Below are 20,905 nucleotides of genomic sequence, written 5' to 3'. Positions count from 1 at the left end.
CCCTCCGATGGGTGTCGATCGAAATATCTGGACAGGCGCCTCAACGAGGCGCGACCATCGCGCGTTAAGTTGCGATGGAGGATAGGTCCATGGCGAAACACATCCGCGAAAAGGCGGCGGCATCCCGTGGCGGCGCGGCCGGGATTCTTGCCGCCGTCGACGAGATTCTCCCCGACATCGAGGCGCTGTACAAGGATGTCCACGCCCACCCCGAACTGTCGATGCACGAGACTCGTACTGCCGGAATTGCCGCCGGCAGGCTCAGGAAGGCCGGTTACGAGGTCACCGAGGGTGTCGGCAAGACAGGGGTGGTGGGCCTGCTCCGCAACGGCGACGGGCCGACCGTGATGCTTCGGGCCGACATGGACGCCCTTCCCATCCAGGAGGCAACGGGCCTCGACTACGCCAGCAAGCAGCAGGCGAAGGACGAGGATGGCAACACGGTGCCGGTCGGGCACATGTGTGGCCACGATATGCATGTTGCGTGGCTCATTGGCGCCTCGATCCTGTTCGCCAGGGCGCGCAACGCGTGGAACGGTACGCTGATGGTCGTCTTCCAGCCGGGAGAAGAGACGGCCCAGGGTGCCCGGGCCATGGTCGATGACGGGCTGATCGAGCGCTTCCCCAAACCCGATATCGTCCTTGGCCAACATGTCATGGTAGGTGCGGCCGGCACCATGGCCGGTAGTGCAGGGCCCATCACGTCGGCGGCGGACAGCCTGCAGATCCGGTTGTTCGGTCGCGGCGCCCACGGATCCATGCCGCAGGCGAGCATCGATCCGGTGGTGATGGCGGCGTCGATCGTCCTCCGCTTGCAGACCATCGTCTCGCGCGAGGTAGCGGCGACCGATGCCGCCGTCGTCACGGTCGGCGTGCTGCAGGCCGGCACGAAGGAAAACGTCATCCCCGATGACGCCATCATCAAACTCAATGTACGGACCTTCGATCCCGGCGTGCGCAAGCACGTGCTTTCCGCCATCGAGCGTATCGTCAATGCCGAGGCCGAAGCGTCAGGCGCCCCGCGCAAGCCGGAGATCACTCCGCTCGACCGTTATCCGCTCAACGTCAACGACAAGACCGCCAGTGACCGGATCGCCGCGTCATTCAGGGAGCATTTCGGCACGGAGCGCGTCTTTCATACCGGTCCGGCGCCGGCGAGCGAGGACTTCGGTTGCTTTGCCACCGCGTTCCAGGTCCCCTCGGTATTCTGGTTCGTCGGCGGAACCGATCCCAAGACCTACGCCAAAGCCAAAAAGGCCGGGACCATCAACGACCTGCCGGTGAACCACAGCCCGAAATTCGCGCCGGTGCTGCATCCGACATTGCAGACCGGGATCGAAACGCTTGTCGTCGGTGCCCTCGCCTGGCTGGGAGAAACCGCGGAGAAGTGACGATGCCGGCACAATCCATGCGGTGGCGCCGCATCCCCACGGCGGCCGGATGATGCCGATGGAAGTGTTCATACGCATTCTGGACTTGGGCGGAACCTTCGTTTTCGCCCTGAGCGGCGCGACGGCGGCAGCCAATCGCCGCCTCGACCTGTTCGGCATTCTTGTCCTGGCGTTCGTCACCGGCAATTTCGGAGGCATCACGCGCGATCTGTTGATCGGGGCCGTTCCCCCGGCGGCGCTGACCGACCTGTTCTATCTCGTCGTGTCGGTGATCGCGGGCCTGATCACCTTCTTCCGCTACCCCGGCGTGGCCAGGCTGCGGAGCCCTGTGCTGCTGTTCGACGCGGTAGGATTGGCTTTCTTTGCGGTTGCAGGAGCACAGAAGGCTCTTCAGTTCGGCCTGAGCCCAGTCATGGCCGCCCTTCTGGGGATGCTCACCGGCATCGGCGGCGGCATGCTGCGGGATGTCCTCGTCACCCAGGTCCCGCACGTTCTCCGGTCTGATCTCTATGCCGTTGCCGCCCTGGCCGGATCATCGATCGTCGTCGTCGGCCACCTGCTCGGGCTACCCTATGGAGTGTCTGCACTGGTCGGCGGGCTGGCCTGCCTCGGCCTGCGCTTGATGGCGATACACTTCGGCTGGCATCTGCCGATGGCCCGGCTATCGACAGGCCCGAACGAAGCAGCGCCGCACCACAGTGCGGACGATGACACCGGCCTCGACCGCTGACGTCGCCGCAGCCCCGGTGCGCCTGCGTCATCGTCCTGTTGCAGCGACCCAGGATCAGACGATCGAGGACGGCCCAAGCGGATATCTGATGCCGTCAACGGCATGCTGCTGGATATGATCGCAGCGATGGCTGGGATGAGTCACCGAACGCCACCCTCTGTTCTGGAGACACTCTTCGGAGAGCGAGGCGAAATCAGCTGGTCAGGATTGGCTGGGGAACCTGGATTCGAACCAAGATTAACGGAGTCAGAGTCCGCTGTTCTACCATTGAACTATTCCCCAAGCGCGTGCCTGGGAACGCGGGGCGGATGGCCCTCGGCGTTCGGTGGTGGCTTCTAGCGGCATTCGAGTTTGGGATCAACACCCGATTTCGCGTTCAATCAGCGTTCATCGAGGCGGCGTGCACGTGGCGGCGACGTGGCGATTCTGGGCGTTGCACGCACCGCCATCATCCACTAGGGTTTTTGGCGACACTGAAAATAAGCCTGCGCTCGGGCGCCCCGGTTCCGGCCGGTTGCAGCGACCGCACAGGAGATGGAGTTGAAGGTTGGCCGATCTCGATCGGTCTGCCGCCGCAGTCGAGGCCGCTGCCACGCTGCGGATCCGTGAAGGGCAGGGCGCGAGCCCGGCCCAGTCGACCGCAGGAGCCGGGGGGCAACCGGATCAGGGCGGAGCGGAACGGCGGACGCATTCCCCAGCCCATTCTGCGCGTCGGCCGCGCGGGCCCCTCTATGCCGCTCTCGATCTTGGCACGAACAACTGTCGCCTGCTGATCGCGCGGCCGCACGAGGACAGCTTCCGCGTGCTGGATGGCTTCACCCGCATCGTCCGCCTCGGCGAGGGGCTCTCGACCACCGGCCGCCTCTCCGACGCCGCCATGGAACGGACCATGGAGGCGCTGCGCCTGTGCCGCAACAAGCTGCGCGAGCACGAGCCGGCTCGCGTGCGGCTTATCGCCACCGAAGCCTGTCGCTCGGCCGCCAATGGCCTCGAGTTCATCGCCCGCGTCGAGCGCGAACTGGGGCTCAGGCTCGAGATCGTCGACCGGCAGACGGAGGCCTCGCTGGCCGTGACCGGTTGCGCCGACCTGATCGAGGAGGATTCGGCAGGGGCGCTGATGTTCGACATCGGCGGCGGCTCGTCCGAGCTGGCCTGGCTCGATTTCCGCGGAGGCCGGCCACGCCGGCAGGGGCGCATGTCCTCGTCCATCCGCTCGTGGCAGTCCCTGCCGGTGGGTGTCGTCTCGATCGCCGAGAAGTTTGGCGGCATGCATGTCACCAACGACACGTTCGAGGACATGGTGCAGTTTGTTTCCGGCCACCTTCGGCAGTTCCGCGGCCGCGAGAAGCTCAGGCAGATGATTGCCGAGCACCCCGTGCACCTGATCGGCACGTCCGGCACGGTCACGACCCTCGCCGGCCTCCATCTCGGGCTCGAGCGCTACGAGCGGCAGAAGGTCGATGGCCTGTGGATGAGCCGCGCCGACGTGGACGCCACCATGAAGGCGCTGCTCGGCATGACCTTCGACCGCCGCGTGGCCCATCCTTGCATCGGCAGGGACCGCGCCGACCTCGTGCTGCCCGGCTGCGCCATCTTCGAGGCCATCCGCCGCGAGTGGCCGACCGAGCGCGTGCGCGTCGCCGATCGCGGCCTGCGCGAGGGGATCCTGATTTCGTTGATCGACGCGGACCGAACGACCCGCACCAACCCGCGCAGGAGCCGCTGATGCCCAAGGGATCCGGAGAGGGCATCGGGCGCCGGTCCGACCGCCACCTCAAGGTGCGGGTGAAGACCGCCAAGGGCCGCAAGATCGGCTCGACCCTGTGGCTGCAGCGCCAGCTCAACGACCCGTACGTCGCAAGGGCCCGCACCGAGGGCCTGCGCTCGCGTGCTGCCTACAAGATCAAGGAACTCGACGAGCGCTACCACCTGTTCAAGAAGGGCATGCGCATCGTGGATCTTGGCGCGGCCCCCGGGGGCTGGTCGCTGGTCGCCGCGCCGATCGTCGGCTCGACCGAGGAGAACCCGCTGATCGTGGGGATCGACTACCTCGAGATGGACCCGATTCCGGGCGTCATCCTGTTGCAGAAGGATTTCAACGACGAGGACGCCCCGCAAGCGCTGATCGATGCGCTCGGTGGGCACAAGGCCGATATCGTGATGTCCGACATGGCGGCGCCGACCACCGGGCATCGCGCCACCGATCACCTCAGGATCATCGGGTTGGTCGAACTGGCCGCCGATTTCGCCATCCGCGTGCTGGCGCCGGGCGGGACCTTCATCGCCAAGGTGTTCCAGGGCGGCACCGAGCACGAGCTGCTGCATCTGCTGAAGCAGAACTTCACCACCACCATGCATGCCAAGCCCAAGGCCAGCCGGCAGGACTCGGCCGAGACGTATCTCATCGCGCGCGGCTTCAAGGGGTAGGGAAGCGGCGAGGCGGTGCCACCGGCCTGCCCCCCGACTGGATGTCATCCCAGCGAGGGCTGGAATCCATCTATCCACCTGCGCGGGCTGCGAGCTGGATCCCAGCTTCCGCTGGGATGACAGCCGGTGGCGAGGCTAGACTGTGCTCTCCGGTGGGCGGAGACCGCTACTCCGCCGCCGAACCGCTTTCCGCATGGCTGTGCATGCTGGCGGTCTTGGGTACGCGCAGGAAGATAAGCGCCGAGACGATGGTCAGCACCGCCATCACCCAGAAGGCGATGTGGAAGTCGCCCAGCAGCGGCTCGCCGCCGCCGTGCAGCAAGCGGACGCCCTCGAGCACGCCGCCGCCGACCGCCACGCCGAAGGCCAGCGACAGCTGCACGCTGACCTGGCTCATCACATTGGCCTGCCCGGCATCCTTGTTGGCGATGTCGGCAAAGATGAAGGCGTTGGTGGCCGTCCAGAACAGCGACTGGAAGAAGCCGGTGACGACGAGCAGCGCCATCATCAACGGCGTCGGCGTGCCGGGGGTATAGAGCCCCATCGCGAGCACACCGCCAGCCGTGATGGTGCAGGCAAGGACGAGGCTCGTCCGGAAGCCGAGCCGCTCGATGATCCGCTCCGCGACGAACTTCAGCGAGAACGCCCCGACCGCCGAGGCGAAGGTGACCATGCCGCTCTCGAACGGATTGAGACCGAACGCCAGCTGCAGCATGAGCGGAAACAGGAACGGCATGGCGCCCGTGCCGAGCCGGAAGACAGTTCCGCCGATCATCGTGAGCCGGAACAACCGCTGGCGGAACAGGCCCAGGTCGAGCAGCGGGTGCTCGGTGCGCCGGAAGTGGAACCAGTAGGCAATGGCGGAGACGATGCCGAGCAGCAGCGAGCCATAGCCGAAGCTCGCGGGCAGGGCCGGCAGCGTCAGCACCGAGATGCCGAACACGAGGCCGGCAAAGCAGATGCCGGCGAGCAGGAACCCGGTGAAGTCCATCGCACGCGGCTCGTTGCGGTGCCACTCGGGCAGGTACCTGTTGACCATCAGGATGCCGAGGATGCCGATCGGCACGTTGATCAGGAAGATCCAGTGCCAGCTGGCGAAGGTGGTGATGAAGCCCCCGACCGGCGGCCCGACGATGGGCCCGACCAGGCCGGGGATCGACAGCCACGCCATGGCGTCGACCAGCTGGTTGCGCGGCGTCACCCGCACCAGCACCAGCCGCGCCACCGGCGTCATCATCGCCCCGCCCATGCCCTGCAGGAACCGCGACAGCACGAAGGTCAGCAGCGAATCCGAGATGGCGCAGCAGACGGAGCCGGCCATGAACACGACGATGGCCCAGCGGAACACGTGCTTGGCGCCGAACTTGTCGGCCATCCAGCTCGAGATCGGGATGAAGATGGCGAGCGCCACCATGTAGGTGGTGAGCGCGAGCTTGAGCGCGATCGGCTCGGTCTGGATGTCGTGTGCGATGGCGGCCAGCGAGGTGGCGATCACGGTCGAGTCCATGTTCTCCATGAACAGGGCGACGGCGAGGATCAGCGGGGTGAGGCGGAGCGCGGACATCGGTTCAGATCGTGGCAGGGACAGGCTTTTCGGGCGTCTTCTTCCGGTGTCCCGACACGTCACTGCCGGCGTCGGGCGGCAGGCGCAGGAAGGGGATGGCGCTGCACACGGCGACGGCGGCGACCACGAACCAGGCGAGGTGGAAGTCCGACAGGGTCAGCCCGCCGCCATGCATGTTCGAGAAGATCTCGAGCGCGCCACCCGCCACCGCGACGCCACCAGCGACGCTGAGCTGTTGGCTCACCGCGTTGATGGCGGTCGCCTGGCTGGTGCGGGCGTCGTCCACATCGGAAAAGACGAGCGCGTTGACGCCGGTGAAGAAGAACGAGCGGGTGAGCCCGCCGACCAGCAGCGCTGCCATCAGCAGCCAGTGCGGCACCGCCGGGGTGAACAGGCCGTTGATGGCGAGGAACAGGCAGCCGATCACCGCCGTCACCATGAGGGTGCGCGGGAAGCCGAACGTCGCGTACAGCCTCTCGGCGCCGAACTTGGAGAGGATCGCGCCGAATGCGGCGATAAAGGTGGTGAGGCCGGACTCGAACGGGGTGAGCCCGAAGGTCAGCTGCAGCATCAGCGGCATGAGGAAGGGGAAGGCGCCGATGCCGATGCGGAACAGCGAGCCGCCGATGATGGCGTTGCGGAACAGCGGCAGCCTGAACATCGCCGGATCGAGGATCGGATACTCGGTGCGCCGCGCATGCCCGAGATAGAGCCAGCCGGCAATCATGCCCACCACGATCGAGGCGTAGCCGGCGACGGTCGGGATGGCCGGCAGGCTGATCACCGAAAACCCGAACATGACGCCGGCGAAAGTGATCGCCGAAAGGACGAGGCCCGGTACGTCGATCGGCCGCTCGTTGCGGCTGTCGGGCGTGTTGAGGAACCTGGTCACCAGCACCAGGCCGATCAGGCCGATCGGCACGTTGATCCAGAAGATCCAGTGCCAGCTGAGATAGGTGGTGAGAAAGCCGCCCAGCGGCGGGCCGGAGATCGGTCCGATCAGGGCCGGGATGGTGAGCCAGGCCATGGCCGACACCAGTTCGTTGCGCGGCGTCGTACGCACCAGCACCAGCCGCGCCACCGGCGTCATCATCGAGCCGCCGATCCCCTGCAGGAAGCGCGACAGCACGAAGGCCAGCAGCGAATCCGAGAACGCACAGCAGATCGAGCCGGCCATGAACACTACGATGGCGACGCGGAAGATGTTCCGCGCCCCGAACCGGTCGGCCATCCAGCCCGAGAGCGGGATGAAGATGGCGAGCGCCACGAAATAGGCGGTGAGCGCGAGCTTGAGCGAGATCGGCTCGGTGCCGATGTCGGCCGCGATCGCGGGCAGCGATGTGGCAATGACGGTCGAGTCCATGTTTTCCATGAACAGCGCGACCGCGAGGACAAGGGGGATGACGCGCAAGGCGGGGGGCTCGGCCGAGGCACGATTAGGATTGAAATCAACCTAGCCAGCAATACGGCGCATGACCCGGTGGCGCAACCAGACTTTGGGCACAAAAAAGCGTGCGAGTCTCGGCAATTGACCCTCGTGCGCAATGCATGGCTTATTCACTGCAGGGAATCCGCCGGAAGTTGTCATGAAGAGTTTTTCGTCGTCGAGCTTTGCGTCCGATCATGCCGAGGCGCTCGATCTCGCCCTCGCAGCCGTGCAGAAAGATCCGCAGGCGCTCTTCACCAATTTCCAGTGGTTCCTTTTCACCGGCAAGGACACAATCTTCTTCACCGCGTTCTCCAAGGAGACGTTCGACCAGGAACGACTCAAGCGCCTGGTGGCGCAGGTGGTCGGCCTGGCGCCGCAACTGACCCATGGCTTTGTCGGCGCGCGCCCCGGCCACCCGCTGACCGAGAGCCAGCTCGACGCGATCACCTCCGTCGAGATGGTCGATGATTTCGACGGCTACCCCGACAAGTGGCTGGGCAAGAGCGCCGACATCTTCGATCAACCGGACCTGCCGCTGTTCCGCTTCATGGCCGCGACGCGCAAGGGCGGGCCGGATGGGGAGGGCAGGGCCTCGATCATCCAGGTTCGCGCCGCCCATTGCGTGCTCGAGGGCTCGGACTCGGCCCTGCTGTCGCGCTCGCAGACTGCCAGCCACGGTATCCAGAAGAACAAGACCAACAAGGTGGCGCTCGGACAACGCTTCAAGGGAGCGCTTGGCGCCGGCATCGGCGTGGTGCTGCACCTGTTCTTCGCCCACGTGCTGTCGCCGGCCGACAAGCCGTTCGGCTACCGCACGCTGGCGCTCGAGCGCGACCGCCTGCGCAAGCTGGCCAATCGCCTCGGCGTACGGCAGCGCTCGCTGTATTTCGCGCTGGTGACGCACGCGCTCCATTCGGACACCGATCACCGCCACAACGAGCGGATGATCACCGCCGCCTACACCATGCTCGACACCCGGCGGAACGAGGTCGACGACGATTTCTTCCGCGTCCGGGCGCTGATGGCGAAGTTCAGATTCATCCCGGATTTCGTCGACTACGTGCGCAACGTCGACCGCGTGGTCAGCGAGATCGAGAATTCGGACGTCACCTCCTTCCAGGTGCAGACGCTGGCGTTGTTCGCCTTGCATCGCAAAGTCCAGAAGCTGTTTCCGTTCCTCTACGGTCCCCGTTTCTGGCGCTTCTCGGGCCAGACCGACACGGTCCTGACGCTGGTGCCGCCGCACCGGACCTTCGGGCCGGTCACCGAGTGGATGATGGAACCGATCTATTGCGGCGCCTATCACCCGGCCCAGAACATCTGCACCTTCTGCCCCGGTCGGGAATTCATGACGCTCAACTTCGTCATGGAGCAGCGCTACGTCGACCTCGTCGACCGCATCGAGCCGCTGATCGCCGATATCGAGGCGATGGATCTGCCGGCGGTGGAGAAGGCTGCCGCCGAAGCCTGACGTTGACGCGGGATCGCCGGTCCGTCGGTGCGCGTGGCCCACCCCCACCCAGCTTTGCTAGTTCGCTATCGCTCACAAGCGCCGCTGCCCTCCCCACGAGGGGGAGGGAGACCCGTGAATCATCGCCCCATCCACCGGCCTCCCTCCCCTTGTGGGGAGGGCAGTGCAGCTTGGTTCTCGCGTCAGCGAGGACCTAGCGGAACTGGGTGGGGGGAGCCACGCGCCGGAGGGGAGGGGCTGGGGGTGGAGGCCATCGGTGATCACCGCGCCACCCCCTCCCTCAATCCCTCCCCACAAGGGGGAGGGAGGCGCGATGCGGCCGGGGGGTGGAAGACAACTCGTCCTACACGCCCGCGTGTCGCCCGTACTTGCCGGCGATCTCCTCGGCGACCTTGCCGCCGATCTCGGCAAGATGGTCGAACTCCTGCACGAAGCTGCCCACACCGGCGGTGGCTGAACGCAACTCCACGATGAGGTCCTGCATCTCGGAGGCCGGGACCAGGGCATGCACCTCGTCCCAGCCGTCCCAGCCCTCGCGGGCGTCCGACCCGATGATCTGGCCGCGACGGCGGGGCAGGATGGCGTTGATGCGCGCCGTCGCCTCGCTCGGGCAGCGCACCGTGACGTCCATCACCGGCTCGAGCAGCACCGGCTCGCATTGCGGCATGCCTTCACGCATGCCGATCTGCGCCGCCTGCCGGAACGCCATGTCGGACGAGTCGACCGTGTGGTACGAGCCATCGGTCAGCGTCACCGCGACGTCGACCACCGGGAAGCCGAGCGGGCCGGCCATGTCGAGATATTCGCGCACCCCGGCCTCGACCGAGCTGATGTACTGGCGCGGCACCACCCCGCCGGTGATCTTCTCGTCGAAGCCGTTGCCCGAACCGCGCGGCTGCGGCCGGATGGTCAGCACCACGTCGCCGAACTGGCCGTGCCCGCCCGATTGCTTCTTGTGCCGGCCGCGCACATTGGCGGCCTTGCGGATGGTCTCGCGGTAGGCGATGCGCGGCACCGAGGATGTGACTGGTACGCCGTAGCGTCCGGTCAGCCGGTCGATGACGACCCTGAGGTGCATCTCGCCGTGTCCTTCGAGCACCGTCTCGCCGGTCTCGGCCATGTGCGTGAGGCGGAGCGAGGGGTCTTCCTCGAGGATGCGCTGCAGCGCTGCAGACAGCCGGACGTCGTCCTTGCGTTCCTTGGGTGCGATGGCCACGGCCATCATCGGCCGGCTCTCGGGCAGCGGCGCGAGCTCCGGCACCATCGTGGTCGACAGCGTGTCGCCGGTGCGCGCCGCCTCGACCTTGCCGAGCGCCACCGTATCGCCTTCCTGCGCTGCGTCGCGCTTCTGCGTATCCTGGCCCATCACGCGGAACAGGCCCGACACCTTGCAGTCCCGCCCGTCGGGCGAGCGCAGCGTCATGCCGTCCGTGACCTTGCCGGCCAGCACCCGCGCCACGCACATCTTGCCGCTGCGCGCCGTCTGCATGGTCTTCATCACCTGCACCACGGTGCCGGACGCATCGGTCAGCCCGAGCCGCTCGCGCGTCTCGCGCACTGTCGGGGCCTCGTGGCGGATGGCCTTGAGTAGCCGCGTGATGCCGTTGCCGTGCTCGGCCGAGCCGATGAACACCGGGCTGATCCTGCCGGCCCGCATCTCTTCGGCCAGATCCTTGAAGATGAGGCTCTTTTCCGGCGCCACGTCCTCGAGCAGCTGCTCCATCAGCACATCGTCGAAATCGGCGATCTGCTCCAGCATCGCCGTACGCGCCTCCACCTCGGCCGCCTTCTCGCCGTCGGGCAGGGCCACGATCTCGCTCTCGCGCGCCTCGTGGTAGACGTGCGCTCGCTCGAGCGCCAGGTCGATGCAGCCCGTGACGATGCCGCCCCTGGTCATCGGCAGCTGCCGCAGCACCAGCGGCGCGCGACTCGCCGGTTGCAGCATCGCGAGGATGTCGCGCACCGAGCCAGAGAGTTTGTCGATCTTGTTGAGGAAGACGATGTGCGGCAACCGCCGCGCCTCCAGGTCGCGCAGGATCAGCTGCAGGGCAGGGACCTTCTTGGGGTCGGCCTCGGCGACCACCACCGCCATGTCCACACCGGCCAGCACCGGCAGCGATTCATACTGGAACTCGACCGAGCCGGGACAATCGATGAAGGTGTAGCGGTCGCCCATGAACTCCGTTTCGGCGACATTGAGCTCAACGCTCATGCCGTTGGACCGGGCTTCCGGGGACGCATCGCCCACCATGTTGCCGTCCCTGGCATGGCCTTGTCGGGTGATGGCCCCAGTCCGCATCAGGATCGCCTCGAGCAGCGAGGTCTTGCCACTCGCGAACGGCCCCACCAGCGCGATGCACCGGGGCCCGGCTTGTCTGCCGTTGTCTGCCATCTACTCCTCCTCGTTCGTGCTTTTCGGTCGGCGTCTCCCTCTCCGGTGCGCATTGAACCCGCACCGTGAAGGCGCGTCCGCAGGCGAGCTTACGCCCGCTCGCGCACGTCGCCAATCACAACCGCGAGGCACTGGCAGTTCACGGCAGCACTGCCGTGGCCTCGATCTCGACGAGGTAGTCGGGTGCGGCAAGCCGGCTGACAAAGGCGGCGGTGACCGTCGGCGGGTTCGGGATCTCGCCGGCCCTCGCCATCCAGGCACCGAAGCCGGCCCGCAGGTCGGCGTCGTCGCGCAGGAGCAAGCCGACACGCACCAGGTTGGCAAGGCTGCCGCCCGCCGCCTCGAGGACCTTGACCAGGTTGTCGATGGCCTGCGCGGTCTGCGCCGCGGTATCGCCCTTGCCGACGATCTCGCCCTTTGCGTCGACGGCGTTCTGCCCGCCGATGAGCAGCGTGCGCATGCCGGGCGGGATGATGATCCCCTGCGAAAAGGCCGGGTTTCTGTGCATGTTGTCGGGATTGAGGTGGATGAGTTCTAGGGGCATTCGGGTTCTCTTGTTCTGGCTCCGGGGGGCAGGCGTGACGCCGAGCACGCCACTTCAATGCTTGCCTGGCCCGTCGGTTCGCGAACTGGCCGAGGCTTCCGCACGCATGCCGGCCATGCGCGAAGCGCCTTCCCAAACCCCCGGGCCGGTGGTAATCACCCTCGCCAACCCGTGAGCCGGCGACGAGTCGTACCCGCTCACGGGCTTCCGTTTTTCTGGTGCTCAGAAGGGAAGGGCCAAGCCCTTGGCAAAGATCATTACCTCCATCACCGGTGACAGCGCACTCACGTTCGACGACGTGCTGCTGCAGCCCGCGCGCTCCGACGTGTTGCCGACCGATGTGGATATCCGCACGCGGGTGACCAAGGACATCTTCCTCAACATCCCGATCCTGTCGTCGGCGATGGACACGGTGACCGAGAGCCGCATGGCCATCGCCATGGCCCAGGCCGGCGGTATGGGCGTGATCCACAAGAACCTGGACGTGCTCGAGCAGGCCGAGCAGGTGCGGCAGGTCAAGAGCTTCGAGAGCGGCATGGTGGTGAACCCCATCACCATCGGGCCCGACGCCACCCTCGCCGATGCGCTGGCGCTGATGGATGCGAACCGCATCTCCGGCATTCCGGTGGTCGAGAACGGCGGCACCGGCGGTCGCCGCCTCGGCAAGCTGGTGGGCATTGTCACCAACCGCGACGTGCGCTTTGCCTCCAATCCGCACCAGCGCATCGCCGAGCTGATGACGCACGAGAACCTCGTCACGGTGCGCGACGGGGTGAGCAAGGAGGACGCCAAGCGCCTGCTCCACGCCCACCGCATCGAGAAGCTGCTGGTCGTCGACGACGACGGACGCTGCGTCGGGCTGATCACCGTCAAGGACATCGAGAAGGCGCAGCTCAATCCGAACGCCGTCAAGGATGCGCAGGGGCGCCTCCGTGTCGCCGCCGCGACCGGCGTCGGCGATGCCGGCTTCGAGCGCTCGCTGGCGCTGATCGATGCGGGCGTCGATCTCCTGGTCGTCGATACGGCGCACGGGCATTCGACCGGCGTGCTGAAATCGGTGGAGCGGGTGAAGCGCGAGAGCAATTCGACCCGCATCGTCGCCGGCAACGTCGCGACGGCCGAGGCGACGCGCGCGCTGATCGACGCCGGCGCGGACTGCGTCAAGGTCGGCATCGGCCCCGGCTCGATCTGCACCACCCGCATCGTCGCCGGCGTCGGCGTGCCGCAGCTGGCCGCAGTGATGGCGTGCGCCGAGGAGGCCGACAGGCACGGCATCCCGGTGATCGCCGACGGCGGCATCAAGTTCTCGGGCGACCTGGCCAAGGCGCTCGCCGGCGGCGCGAGCGTCGCCATGGTCGGTTCGCTGCTGGCCGGCACCGACGAGAGCCCGGGCGAGGTCTACCTGTACCAGGGCCGCTCCTACAAGTCGTATCGCGGCATGGGTTCGGTGGGCGCCATGGCGCGCGGCTCGGCCGACCGCTACTTCCAGCAGGAAGTGCGGGACAGCCTCAAGCTCGTGCCCGAGGGGATCGAGGGCCAGGTGCCCTACAAGGGCGCGGCCGGCAACGTACTGCACCAGCTCGCCGGCGGCCTGCGCGCCGCCATGGGCTATACCGGGGCGCACGACCTGCAGGAGTTCCGCGACAACTCGGTGTTCGTGAAGATCTCGGGCGCCGGCCTCAACGAGAGCCACGTGCACGACGTCTCGATCACCCGCGAGAGCCCCAACTACCGCGGCGGCAACTGATGCGCCTGCCGGGCCGGATTGCCGCTGCCATCGACGTGCTGGCCGATATCGATGCGCACAAGCGCCCGGTGGCGGAGGCGCTGAAGGCCTGGGGACTCAACAACCGCTTCGCCGGCGCGGGCGACCGCGCCGCCATCGGCAACCTGGTCTACGACGCGCTGCGCCGCCGCGCGTCGCTGGCCTGGACCATGGGCGCCGACGAGCCGCGGGCACTGGTGCTGGCGGTGGCGGTGCGCGAGTGGGGCGAGGATATCGCCACGCTAAACGAGAGCTTCGGCGGCGATCGCTTCGCCCCGGCGCCGATCACGCCGGAAGAAGCGGCGCGGCTGACGGCGGCCGACCCGCTCGCCGGGGCGCCCGACCATGTCCGGGCCGACGTGCCGGAATGGGTCGTGCCGCACCTGCGGCAGAGCTTCGGCGAGGACTGGATCGCCGAGGCGCAGGGCCTTGCCGATCGCCCGCCGCTCGACCTGCGCATCAACACGCTCAAGGCCAACCGCGACAAGGTGATGCGCGGGCTGGGCCGGTTCACGCCCGAGAGCGAGATCCGGATCCCCGAAGGCATCCGCTTTCCCGCCGGGGCGCGCGACAGCCGCACGCCCAACGTCACCAGCGAGGAAGGCTACCTCAAGGGCTGGTTCGAAGTGCAGGACTTCGGCAGCCAGGTCGTCGCGGCGCTGGCCAGCCCGCGCGGCGGCGAGCAGGTGCTCGACCTGTGCGCCGGCGCCGGGGGGAAGACCCTCGCCATGGCCGCCGCCATGCAGAACCGCGGCCAGATCTTCGCCTATGACAGCGATCGCACCCGCCTCGCGCCGATCTACGACCGGCTGAAGCGCGCCGGTGTGCGCAACGTGCAGGTCCGGGCGCCGGGAGCCGGCGTGCTCGACGACCTCAGGGGCAAGCTCGACCGCGTCGTTGTCGATGCGCCGTGCACCGGCACCGGGACCTGGCGCCGCCAGCCGACCACCAAGTGGAAGCTGACGCCCGAGCAACTGGCGGCCCGGGTCGCCGAGCAGCATGCCATCCTCGCCGACGCCGCGACCTACCTGAAGCCGGGCGGCACGCTGGTCTACATCACCTGCTCGGTGCTGCCCGAGGAGAATGCCGGCCAGGCCCTGGCCTTTCTTGCCGCCAACCCCGAGTTCACCGCCATCCCCGGCAACAAGCTGTGGATGGCGCATTTCTCGGGCACGAAGCTGCGCGCCCGCTTCTCGCCCGAGGGCGGCGTGGCCGTGACGCCGCGCACCAGCGGCACCGACGGCTTCTACTGCATCGCGATGCAGAAGGGCTGAGCCATGGCGAGAGCCGGAGCGAGCGGCTGGTCGGCCGGCTGGGTCATCGCCGGTTCGATCGCGCTCGTGCTGGTATCCGGAACCATCATGTGGCTCGCCATTCCTCAGCTCAGCGCCAACTACACGTTCGTCTCGCCCTCGGGCCGTGTGACGATCGAGATCGGCGAATTCTGCGAGGACAAGTGCCATCGCAGCATCGTGGCCGAAACCGAGGCCAATGGCGGCCGGGTTCGCCGCGGCTGCGTCGTCGACCTGCCAGAGGCACACCCGGTGCTGCTCAAGGCCGCTCCGCTCTGGGCCGCCGACGAGCGCAGCGTCGAGATCGTCCATGCCGGTGCCGACGGTCACGACGGCAGGTTCACCCTCGACATCGCGCGCGACTGCACGCTGACCGACTAGACGTTATTACCGGCGCGGCGAAACTTCGTGCCCGCAGGTGCGTTGCTTTGGGCATGAGCACCCTGACTGCTTCCGACCTCAGGTCGCCCCGTTCGCTTGTCGTCCTCGCGGTGTTCCTGGCCGTGGTGATTGGCGTCGGCGCGCTGATCGGCACCACCACCGCCCCCGGCGAGTGGTACGCGAGTCTGAACAAGCCGCCGTTCAACCCGCCGAACTGGCTGTTCGGCCCGGTCTGGTCCATCCTCTACGTGCTGATTGCCATCGCCGGGTGGAGGACCTTCCTTGCCGACCGCGCCGGGGCCGGAATGAAGCTGTGGTACGGCCAGATGATCCTGAACTGGGCCTGGTCGCCGGTGTGGTTCTCGCTGCACCTGCTGTGGCCGGCCTTCGCGGTGATCCTGGTCATCTTCGTCCTGATCGTCGCCTTCATCATCGAGCGCTGGAACCGGGACCGACTGTCGGCGTCGCTGTTCATCCCCTACGCCGCCTGGGTCGGCTTCGCCTCGGTGCTGAACTTCTCGGTCGCGCTCCTCAACTGACGACCTCGGCTGTGGGAGTCCCTGCGCGCGCCGGCGGTGCGATGGTGGAGGCAGAACGCCGGGCCGTCACTCCGCTGTCAGCAAACTGTCACACAAAAATCAGAGAAGAGGGCAGCTTGGACAGGGGGCCGGGGCGCACGCGTCCGCCGGTTTGCATTCACAATGAGCGGCAGCTTCGTCGACTTCACGCTACTCGCGCGCGCCACCGAGGATACCCGGACCTTCGGGGCCGGCGAGATCATTTTCCGGGAGGGCGACGCGGGCACCGAGTTCTTCGTGGTGAAGTCCGGCAAGGTCGCCATCCGGCACGGCAACAAGACGCTGCAGCTGCTGGGCGAGGGCGAGATCTTCGGCGAGATGGCGCTGATTGACAGCGCCCCGCGCAGCGCCACGGTCGTCGCCGAAACCGACACGGTCGTCGTGCCGGTGAGCGAGAAGCAGTTCCTGTTCATGACCAGCGAGTCGCCGTATTTCGCCCTCAACGTCATGCGCATGCTGGTTCGGCGGCTGCGCGCCTCGAATAGCGCCCTGCCGGGCGGCTGAGGCCAGCCGATCTATCTGGTCCCGCCTTGGTGGCGGGGCCGCCAGCTGCTGCGGTCAGAATGGACACCATGCTCGAACAGCTCCTCAGGGGGCTCACCGATCCCGTCATCCTGTTCGGGCACTTCACCTATTTCCTGCTGATCGTTTCCATGCTGATGCGCCGCATGGTGACGCTGCGCCTGCTGGCCGTGGCCTCGGGGCTGGCCAAGATCGTCTATCGCGCGGTCTTCGTGCTCGATCCGGTGAGCGTGCTGTGGGAGACGATCTTCGTCATCGTCAACGTCGTCCAGCTGCTGATCATCTGGTACTACGAGCACCACCACCGCTTCGACGAGGAGCACCAGCACTTCGCGGACAACATGCCTGATACGGTCGATCGCAGCGCCATCAAGCGCCTGCTCGACCTCGCCGAGCTCGAGCGCTACGAGCCCGGCACGGTCCTGACCCATGAGGGGGCGAAGGTCACCCAGCTGACCTACATCGCCGACGGCATCGTCAAGGTCGAGCACGGCGAGCGCCTGGTCGCCATCTGCGGCCCCGGCGACTATATCGGGGAGCTGAGCTTTCTCTCCGGCAAGCCGGCGACCGCGACCGCGATCGTGGTCAAGCCGACCCGCGCCCTGGTGTTCGACCAGGCGCAGCTGACGGCTGCCGTCGGCAACGACGCCCAGCTCCGCCGTACGCTGGAATCGGCTCTCAACCGCAATCTCGCCGGCAAGCTCACCCGCGCCAACGACCCGGCGGCCGCCGGCCAGGTGGCATAGCCGTGAGGCATGGGCGTCCCCCGGCAGCGTAAGGCTTGCGGAATCCTTGGGGGCGCTCTATTTCCGGCCCATGCAAGACATCGCTGCCGTACCCGCTGAATCCATCCTCATCATCGATTTCGGCTCGCAGGTGACGCAGCTGATCGCGCGGCGCCTGCGCGAGACCGGCGTCTACTGCGAGATCCATCCGTTCCAGAGCGCCAGTGAGGCCTTTGCGCGGATGAAGCCGAAGGGCGTCATCTTCTCTGGCGGCCCCGCCTCGGTGACCGAAGAGGGCAGCCCGCGTGCGCCGCAAGAGGTGTTCGATAGCGGCGTGCCCATCCTCGCCATCTGCTACGGCCAGCAGACCCTTGCGCTGCAGCAGGGCGGCAAGGTCGAGGGCGGCCATGCCCGCGAGTTCGGCCGCGCCGACGTCGAGATCAAGCAGGCCTCGCCGCTGTTCGAGGGCTTCTGGCAGGTCGGCGGGCGCTACCCGGTGTGGATGAGCCACGGCGACCGCGTCACCGAGCTGCCGCCCGGCTTCAAGGTGGTGGGCACCTCCGAGAACGCCCCGTTCGCCATCGCAGTGAACGAGGACAAGCGCTACTACACCACCATGTTCCACCCCGAGGTGGTGCACACCCCCGACGGCGGCAAGCTCCTGCAGGCCTTCGTGCACAACATCGTCGGGCTGAAGTCCGAATGGAACATGCACGCCTACCGCCAGCGCGCGATCGAGAAGATCCGCGCCCAGGTCGGCAAGGGCAGGGTGCTGTGCGCCCTCTCGGGCGGCGTCGACAGCTCGGTCGCGGCCATCCTCATCCACGAGGCGATCGGCGACCAGCTCACCTGCGTGTTCGTCGACCACGGCCTGATGCGCATGAACGAGGCCGACGAAGTCGTGTCGATGTTCCGCGATCACTACAACATCCCGCTCGTCCATGTGGACGCCGCCGACAAGTTCATCGGCGCGCTCGAGGGCGAAGCGGATCCCGAGACCAAGCGCAAGACCATCGGCCGGCTGTTCATCGAAGTGTTCGAGGAAGAGGCCAAGAAGATCGGTGGCGCGCAGTTCCTGGCCCAGGGCACGCTCTACCCGGACGTCATCGAGAGCGTCAGCTTCTCGGGCGGCCCCTCGGTTACCATCAAGTCGCACCACAATGTCGGCGGCCTGCCCGAGCGCATGCACATGCAGCTGGTCGAGCCGCTGCGCGAGCTGTTCAAGGACGAAGTCCGGGCGCTCGGCCGCGAGCTCGGCCTGCCCGAACGCTTCGTCGGCCGCCACCCGTTCCCGGGCCCCGGCCTCGCCATCCGCCTGCCGGGCGGGGTGACGCGCGAAAAGCTCGACATCCTCCGCCGCGCCGACGCGATCTATCTCGACGAGATCAGGAAGGCCGGGCTCTACGACAAGATCTGGCAGGCCTTCGCCGTGCTGCTGCCGGTGCAGACCGTGGGCGTGATGGGTGACGGCCGCACCTACGAGTTCGTCTGCGCCCTGCGCGCCGTGACCTCGGTCGACGGCATGACCGCGGACTTCTTCCCCTACGACATGAACTTCCTCGGCCGCGCCGCCACCCGCATCATCAACGAAGTGCGCGGCATCAACCGCGTCGTCTACGACGTCACCTCAAAGCCCCCCGGCACGATCGAGTGGGAATAGGGCGGGCGGGACGGCCAGGGGCACCTGCGCTATCGGCCTCCCGGCCCGGCGACAGGTGACAGTCGTCATGCTATGCACGCGCGGTTGTTCAACCGTGAAGCCCAGCGTGAGGAAGTCGTGGCCATACCTAGGGCCTTCGTGACGCCGTATCGGCGGCTCTTGCAGAAGCGAACCATCGATGCGCCGCCCACCGTGATTCTCTGGTGGGGGACGCTGGGCTATGCCGGCAAGGTCACGGCAGGTGACCTGCATGCCGTCGACAATCTATCCAAGGCGCTGGCTGCGCGTGGTCATGCCCACGCCATCCTTTCTCACCCGGAACTCGGCCTCGAAGGCCACCTGAACCTCGATGACGTCTTCGCCCTGCGCCGGACGATCTCACGGATCATCTTCGTCTGCGGTCCCCTGCTCGACAGGAGCTTCCTGAGGGATTTCCTTGCCGTCCATCCCGGGGCCAGGAAGTACGCGGTCGGTGTCAGCATCATGCCCAATGAAGGTCGGATGACCGAACGGTTTGATGCGATCGTGGCGCGCGACGGCGCAGCGGAGTCGCATTTCGACCTCGCGCCGCACGGCATTGCGGCCGCCACGTCTCCGAGCCTCAACCCGCCGCGACGCGTCGGCCTGTGCCTCCGTGGGGCGCAGGGGGAATACGGGCCGGGCCGCCGGTCTGAGCACGAGAAGGCCGAGCGCCTGTTCGCCGAAACCATCCGTCGCCACGGCTTCGATGTCCATGCCGTCGACACCGAACTGGCCCCCGGGCAAGGCCCGGAGCAAATTGCGGGACGCTTCGCCGACGCCGACCTGATCCTGACGACGCGGATGCATGGCGCCCTCCTCGGGCTTGCGATGGGGCGCCCGGTTATCGCCATCGACCAGATTCCGGGCACAGCGAAGGTCACCGCCGTGCTGCGCCGGGTCGGCTGGCCAATGACCTTTGAGGCGGCAACCGTCACGCAGGCAGACATTGACGCGGCCGTCGACAGCATCGGCTCTTCCGACATTCAATCCGCGCTTGCGGCGGCGCAGGAGCAGGTTGAACGCCTCTCTGGCGCTGCCATCGACCATGCTGCCGATGTCATTGTCGCGCCATGACCAATCGTTCGAGCATGATCCCAGTCTTCTACATCAACCTCGATGCCCGCATCGATCGGCGCGCGCACATGGAGAGGCAGTTCGAACAACTGGGGATCGCCGCTGAGCGCATATCGGCGGTCACCGTTGCCGAGGTGCCGGCAGCGCTCGTCGCGCGCGTGCAGCGCCCCGGGCACTTCTACAGGGTGGGCACCGGGGACCTCGCCTGCGGCCTCAGTCACCAGCGCCTGTGGCAAACGCTGGTGGACCGGCAACTCGATGAGGCCCTCGTTCTCGAAGATGACGCTATCCTGAGCCCCGAGGTCATGCCGTTCCTGGCGCCGGGTCTCCTGGCTCGTGTCGGGGCCGACCTCATCCGTCTCGAAACCCGGCGACAGGCCGTAAGGCTCGGCCGTCCCCGTTTCGCGGTTGACGGGGTGCAACTCAGGGAACTGCTCTCAACCCATCGCGGCACCGCCGGGTATCTGCTCTCACGCGCCGCCGCCGAGGCCGCGCTGGCGTCGCCAGTCGTCAATGACATGGCGGTCGATCGCTTCGACATGGCGGTCGATCGCTTCCTGTTCGGCCGTTTCGGCCCGAATCTGTGGCGGACCACGGTGCTGCAGGCCGACCCCAGCCCGATCGTCCAGCTCGACAAGGCAGATCCGGCATCGACAGGCAAAGCTGTTCCGGTCAATGGCCCGGCCCATAGCGACAACGCCGGCACTCGGCTGTCTCGGCCTCGCCGACAGCGCCGGGTGGTCGACATTCTGGCGTTCGGTGCCGCGGATATCGTGCCCTGGTGCGCTCAGGCGCTGCGAAACCGGCAGGCGGCCTTCGCCCGGAAGAGGCCGGTGGCGTTTTCCGGCGACATTCGCGGGGAGGCTGGGCGCTCCATTTGAGGAGTCGCCCCGTTCGGGCGAACCCGCCGGCGCCGACCGAGGCCGTGCGTAGCGGCGG

18 protein-coding genes and 1 tRNA gene are annotated in these 20,905 nt (G+C 67.2%); 14 read left to right on the top strand and 5 right to left on the bottom strand.

Annotation, left to right across the window (positions count from 1 at the left end):
- Positions 1-89: 89 nt before the first annotated feature.
- Together J0I99_RS11215 and J0I99_RS11210 are read left to right on the top strand one after the other, a co-directional pair.
- Positions 90-1,391 (top strand): M20 family metallopeptidase, encoded by a 1,302-nt coding sequence (locus J0I99_RS11215; RefSeq protein ID WP_291390773.1) that lies wholly within the window; start codon positions 90-92, stop codon positions 1,389-1,391.
- Between the two features lie 58 nt (positions 1,392-1,449).
- Entirely contained in the window at positions 1,450-2,121 is a 672-nt protein-coding gene (locus J0I99_RS11210) for a trimeric intracellular cation channel family protein (protein WP_291390776.1), read from the top strand.
- A gap of 208 nt (positions 2,122-2,329) precedes the next feature.
- Here J0I99_RS11210 and J0I99_RS11205 read toward each other — a convergent pair.
- Positions 2,330-2,403, bottom strand: a tRNA-Gln gene (locus J0I99_RS11205).
- Positions 2,404-2,668: 265 nt separating this feature from the next.
- Here J0I99_RS11205 and J0I99_RS11200 point away from each other — a divergent pair.
- Entirely contained in the window at positions 2,669-3,847 is a 1,179-nt protein-coding gene (locus tag J0I99_RS11200) for a Ppx/GppA phosphatase family protein (protein WP_291397644.1), read from the top strand.
- Positions 3,847-4,548: an RlmE family RNA methyltransferase gene (locus J0I99_RS11195; protein ID WP_291397642.1), complete on the top strand. Its 702-nt coding sequence runs from the start codon at positions 3,847-3,849 to the stop codon at positions 4,546-4,548. The genes J0I99_RS11200 and J0I99_RS11195 overlap by 1 nt, the downstream gene beginning before the upstream one ends.
- Before the next feature lie 166 nt (positions 4,549-4,714).
- Here J0I99_RS11195 and J0I99_RS11190 read toward each other — a convergent pair whose 3' ends face one another.
- A complete protein-coding gene (locus J0I99_RS11190; protein ID WP_291397640.1) occupies positions 4,715-6,112 on the bottom strand; it encodes an MFS transporter in 1,398 nt (465 codons plus the stop codon).
- Positions 6,113-6,116: 4 nt separating this feature from the next.
- Positions 6,117-7,523, bottom strand: a complete 1,407-nt coding sequence (locus tag J0I99_RS11185) for an MFS transporter (RefSeq protein WP_291397638.1) — start codon at positions 7,521-7,523, stop codon at positions 6,117-6,119.
- A 175-nt stretch (positions 7,524-7,698) separates the two neighbouring features.
- On the opposite strand from J0I99_RS11185, the gene J0I99_RS11180 reads away from it, so the two are divergent.
- Positions 7,699-9,012 (top strand): hypothetical protein, encoded by a 1,314-nt coding sequence (locus J0I99_RS11180; RefSeq protein ID WP_291397636.1) that lies wholly within the window; start codon positions 7,699-7,701, stop codon positions 9,010-9,012.
- A 343-nt stretch (positions 9,013-9,355) separates the two neighbouring features.
- Here the strand turns inward: J0I99_RS11180 and J0I99_RS11175 are convergent, their stop codons facing one another.
- Together J0I99_RS11175 and J0I99_RS11170 are read right to left on the bottom strand one after the other, a co-directional pair.
- Positions 9,356-11,404: an elongation factor G gene (locus J0I99_RS11175; protein WP_291397634.1), complete on the bottom strand. Its 2,049-nt coding sequence runs from the start codon at positions 11,402-11,404 to the stop codon at positions 9,356-9,358.
- A gap of 139 nt (positions 11,405-11,543) precedes the next feature.
- Positions 11,544-11,948 carry a RidA family protein gene (locus J0I99_RS11170; RefSeq protein ID WP_291393896.1) on the bottom strand — a complete coding sequence of 135 codons (405 nt, stop codon included), beginning with the start codon at positions 11,946-11,948 and terminating at the stop codon, positions 11,544-11,546.
- A gap of 244 nt (positions 11,949-12,192) precedes the next feature.
- On the opposite strand from J0I99_RS11170, the gene guaB reads away from it, so the two are divergent.
- From guaB to J0I99_RS11125, 9 genes are all read left to right on the top strand, one after another.
- A complete protein-coding gene (guaB, locus tag J0I99_RS11165; protein WP_291393897.1) occupies positions 12,193-13,695 on the top strand; it encodes an IMP dehydrogenase in 1,503 nt (500 codons plus the stop codon).
- Positions 13,695-14,987: an RsmB/NOP family class I SAM-dependent RNA methyltransferase gene (locus J0I99_RS11160; protein ID WP_291397632.1), complete on the top strand. Its 1,293-nt coding sequence runs from the start codon at positions 13,695-13,697 to the stop codon at positions 14,985-14,987. Before guaB ends, J0I99_RS11160 begins: the two co-directional genes overlap by 1 nt.
- A 3-nt stretch (positions 14,988-14,990) precedes the next feature.
- Positions 14,991-15,386: a hypothetical protein gene (locus J0I99_RS11155; RefSeq protein WP_291393899.1), complete on the top strand. Its 396-nt coding sequence runs from the start codon at positions 14,991-14,993 to the stop codon at positions 15,384-15,386.
- Positions 15,387-15,511: 125 nt separating this feature from the next.
- Positions 15,512-15,925 (top strand): TspO/MBR family protein, encoded by a 414-nt coding sequence (locus J0I99_RS11150; RefSeq protein ID WP_291393903.1) that lies wholly within the window; start codon positions 15,512-15,514, stop codon positions 15,923-15,925.
- 162 nt (positions 15,926-16,087) lie between these two features.
- Positions 16,088-16,468, top strand: a complete 381-nt coding sequence (locus tag J0I99_RS11145; RefSeq protein WP_291397630.1) for a Crp/Fnr family transcriptional regulator — start codon at positions 16,088-16,090, stop codon at positions 16,466-16,468.
- Positions 16,469-16,536: 68 nt separating this feature from the next.
- On the top strand, positions 16,537-17,232 hold the full coding sequence (locus J0I99_RS11140; protein WP_291397628.1) for a Crp/Fnr family transcriptional regulator: 696 nt from the start codon (positions 16,537-16,539) through the stop codon (positions 17,230-17,232).
- 70 nt (positions 17,233-17,302) lie between these two features.
- Complete coding sequence (gene guaA, locus J0I99_RS11135; protein ID WP_291397627.1) at positions 17,303-18,871, top strand: glutamine-hydrolyzing GMP synthase; 1,569 nt, start codon at positions 17,303-17,305, stop codon at positions 18,869-18,871.
- An 84-nt stretch (positions 18,872-18,955) separates the two neighbouring features.
- Positions 18,956-19,966, top strand: coding sequence for a polysaccharide pyruvyl transferase family protein (locus tag J0I99_RS11130; RefSeq protein ID WP_291397625.1), 1,011 nt, complete (start codon positions 18,956-18,958; stop codon positions 19,964-19,966).
- A complete protein-coding gene (locus J0I99_RS11125) occupies positions 19,963-20,847 on the top strand; it encodes a glycosyltransferase family 25 protein (protein ID WP_291397624.1) in 885 nt (294 codons plus the stop codon). Before J0I99_RS11130 ends, J0I99_RS11125 begins: the two co-directional genes overlap by 4 nt.
- Positions 20,848-20,905: the final 58 nt, after the last annotated feature.

Source organism: Devosia sp. (assembly GCF_017307495.1).
Lineage (GTDB): Bacteria > Pseudomonadota > Alphaproteobacteria > Rhizobiales > Devosiaceae > Devosia_A.
The sequence above is the reverse complement of the archived record's forward strand: the minus strand, read 5'-3'. Positions and strand labels throughout refer to the sequence as shown.

Bases quoted from the DNA above. Each gene is read 5' to 3' on its own strand.
- J0I99_RS11215 (WP_291390773.1), top strand. From the start codon at position 90: ATGGCGAAACACATCCGCGAAAAGGCGGCGGCATCCCGTGGCGGCGCG.
- J0I99_RS11210 (WP_291390776.1), top strand. From the start codon at position 1,450: ATGGAAGTGTTCATACGCATTCTGGACTTGGGCGGAACCTTCGTTTTC.
- J0I99_RS11195 (WP_291397642.1), top strand. From the start codon at position 3,847: ATGCCCAAGGGATCCGGAGAGGGCATCGGGCGCCGGTCCGACCGCCAC.
- J0I99_RS11190 (WP_291397640.1), bottom strand. From the start codon at position 6,112: ATGTCCGCGCTCCGCCTCACCCCGCTGATCCTCGCCGTCGCCCTGTTC.
- J0I99_RS11180 (WP_291397636.1), top strand. From the start codon at position 7,699: ATGAAGAGTTTTTCGTCGTCGAGCTTTGCGTCCGATCATGCCGAGGCG.
- J0I99_RS11175 (WP_291397634.1), bottom strand. From the start codon at position 11,404: ATGGCAGACAACGGCAGACAAGCCGGGCCCCGGTGCATCGCGCTGGTG.
- J0I99_RS11170 (WP_291393896.1), bottom strand. From the start codon at position 11,948: ATGCCCCTAGAACTCATCCACCTCAATCCCGACAACATGCACAGAAAC.
- J0I99_RS11160 (WP_291397632.1), top strand. From the start codon at position 13,695: ATGCGCCTGCCGGGCCGGATTGCCGCTGCCATCGACGTGCTGGCCGAT.
- J0I99_RS11155 (WP_291393899.1), top strand. From the start codon at position 14,991: ATGGCGAGAGCCGGAGCGAGCGGCTGGTCGGCCGGCTGGGTCATCGCC.
- J0I99_RS11145 (WP_291397630.1), top strand. From the start codon at position 16,088: ATGAGCGGCAGCTTCGTCGACTTCACGCTACTCGCGCGCGCCACCGAG.
- J0I99_RS11140 (WP_291397628.1), top strand. From the start codon at position 16,537: ATGCTCGAACAGCTCCTCAGGGGGCTCACCGATCCCGTCATCCTGTTC.
- guaA (WP_291397627.1), top strand. From the start codon at position 17,303: ATGCAAGACATCGCTGCCGTACCCGCTGAATCCATCCTCATCATCGAT.
- J0I99_RS11125 (WP_291397624.1), top strand. From the start codon at position 19,963: ATGACCAATCGTTCGAGCATGATCCCAGTCTTCTACATCAACCTCGAT.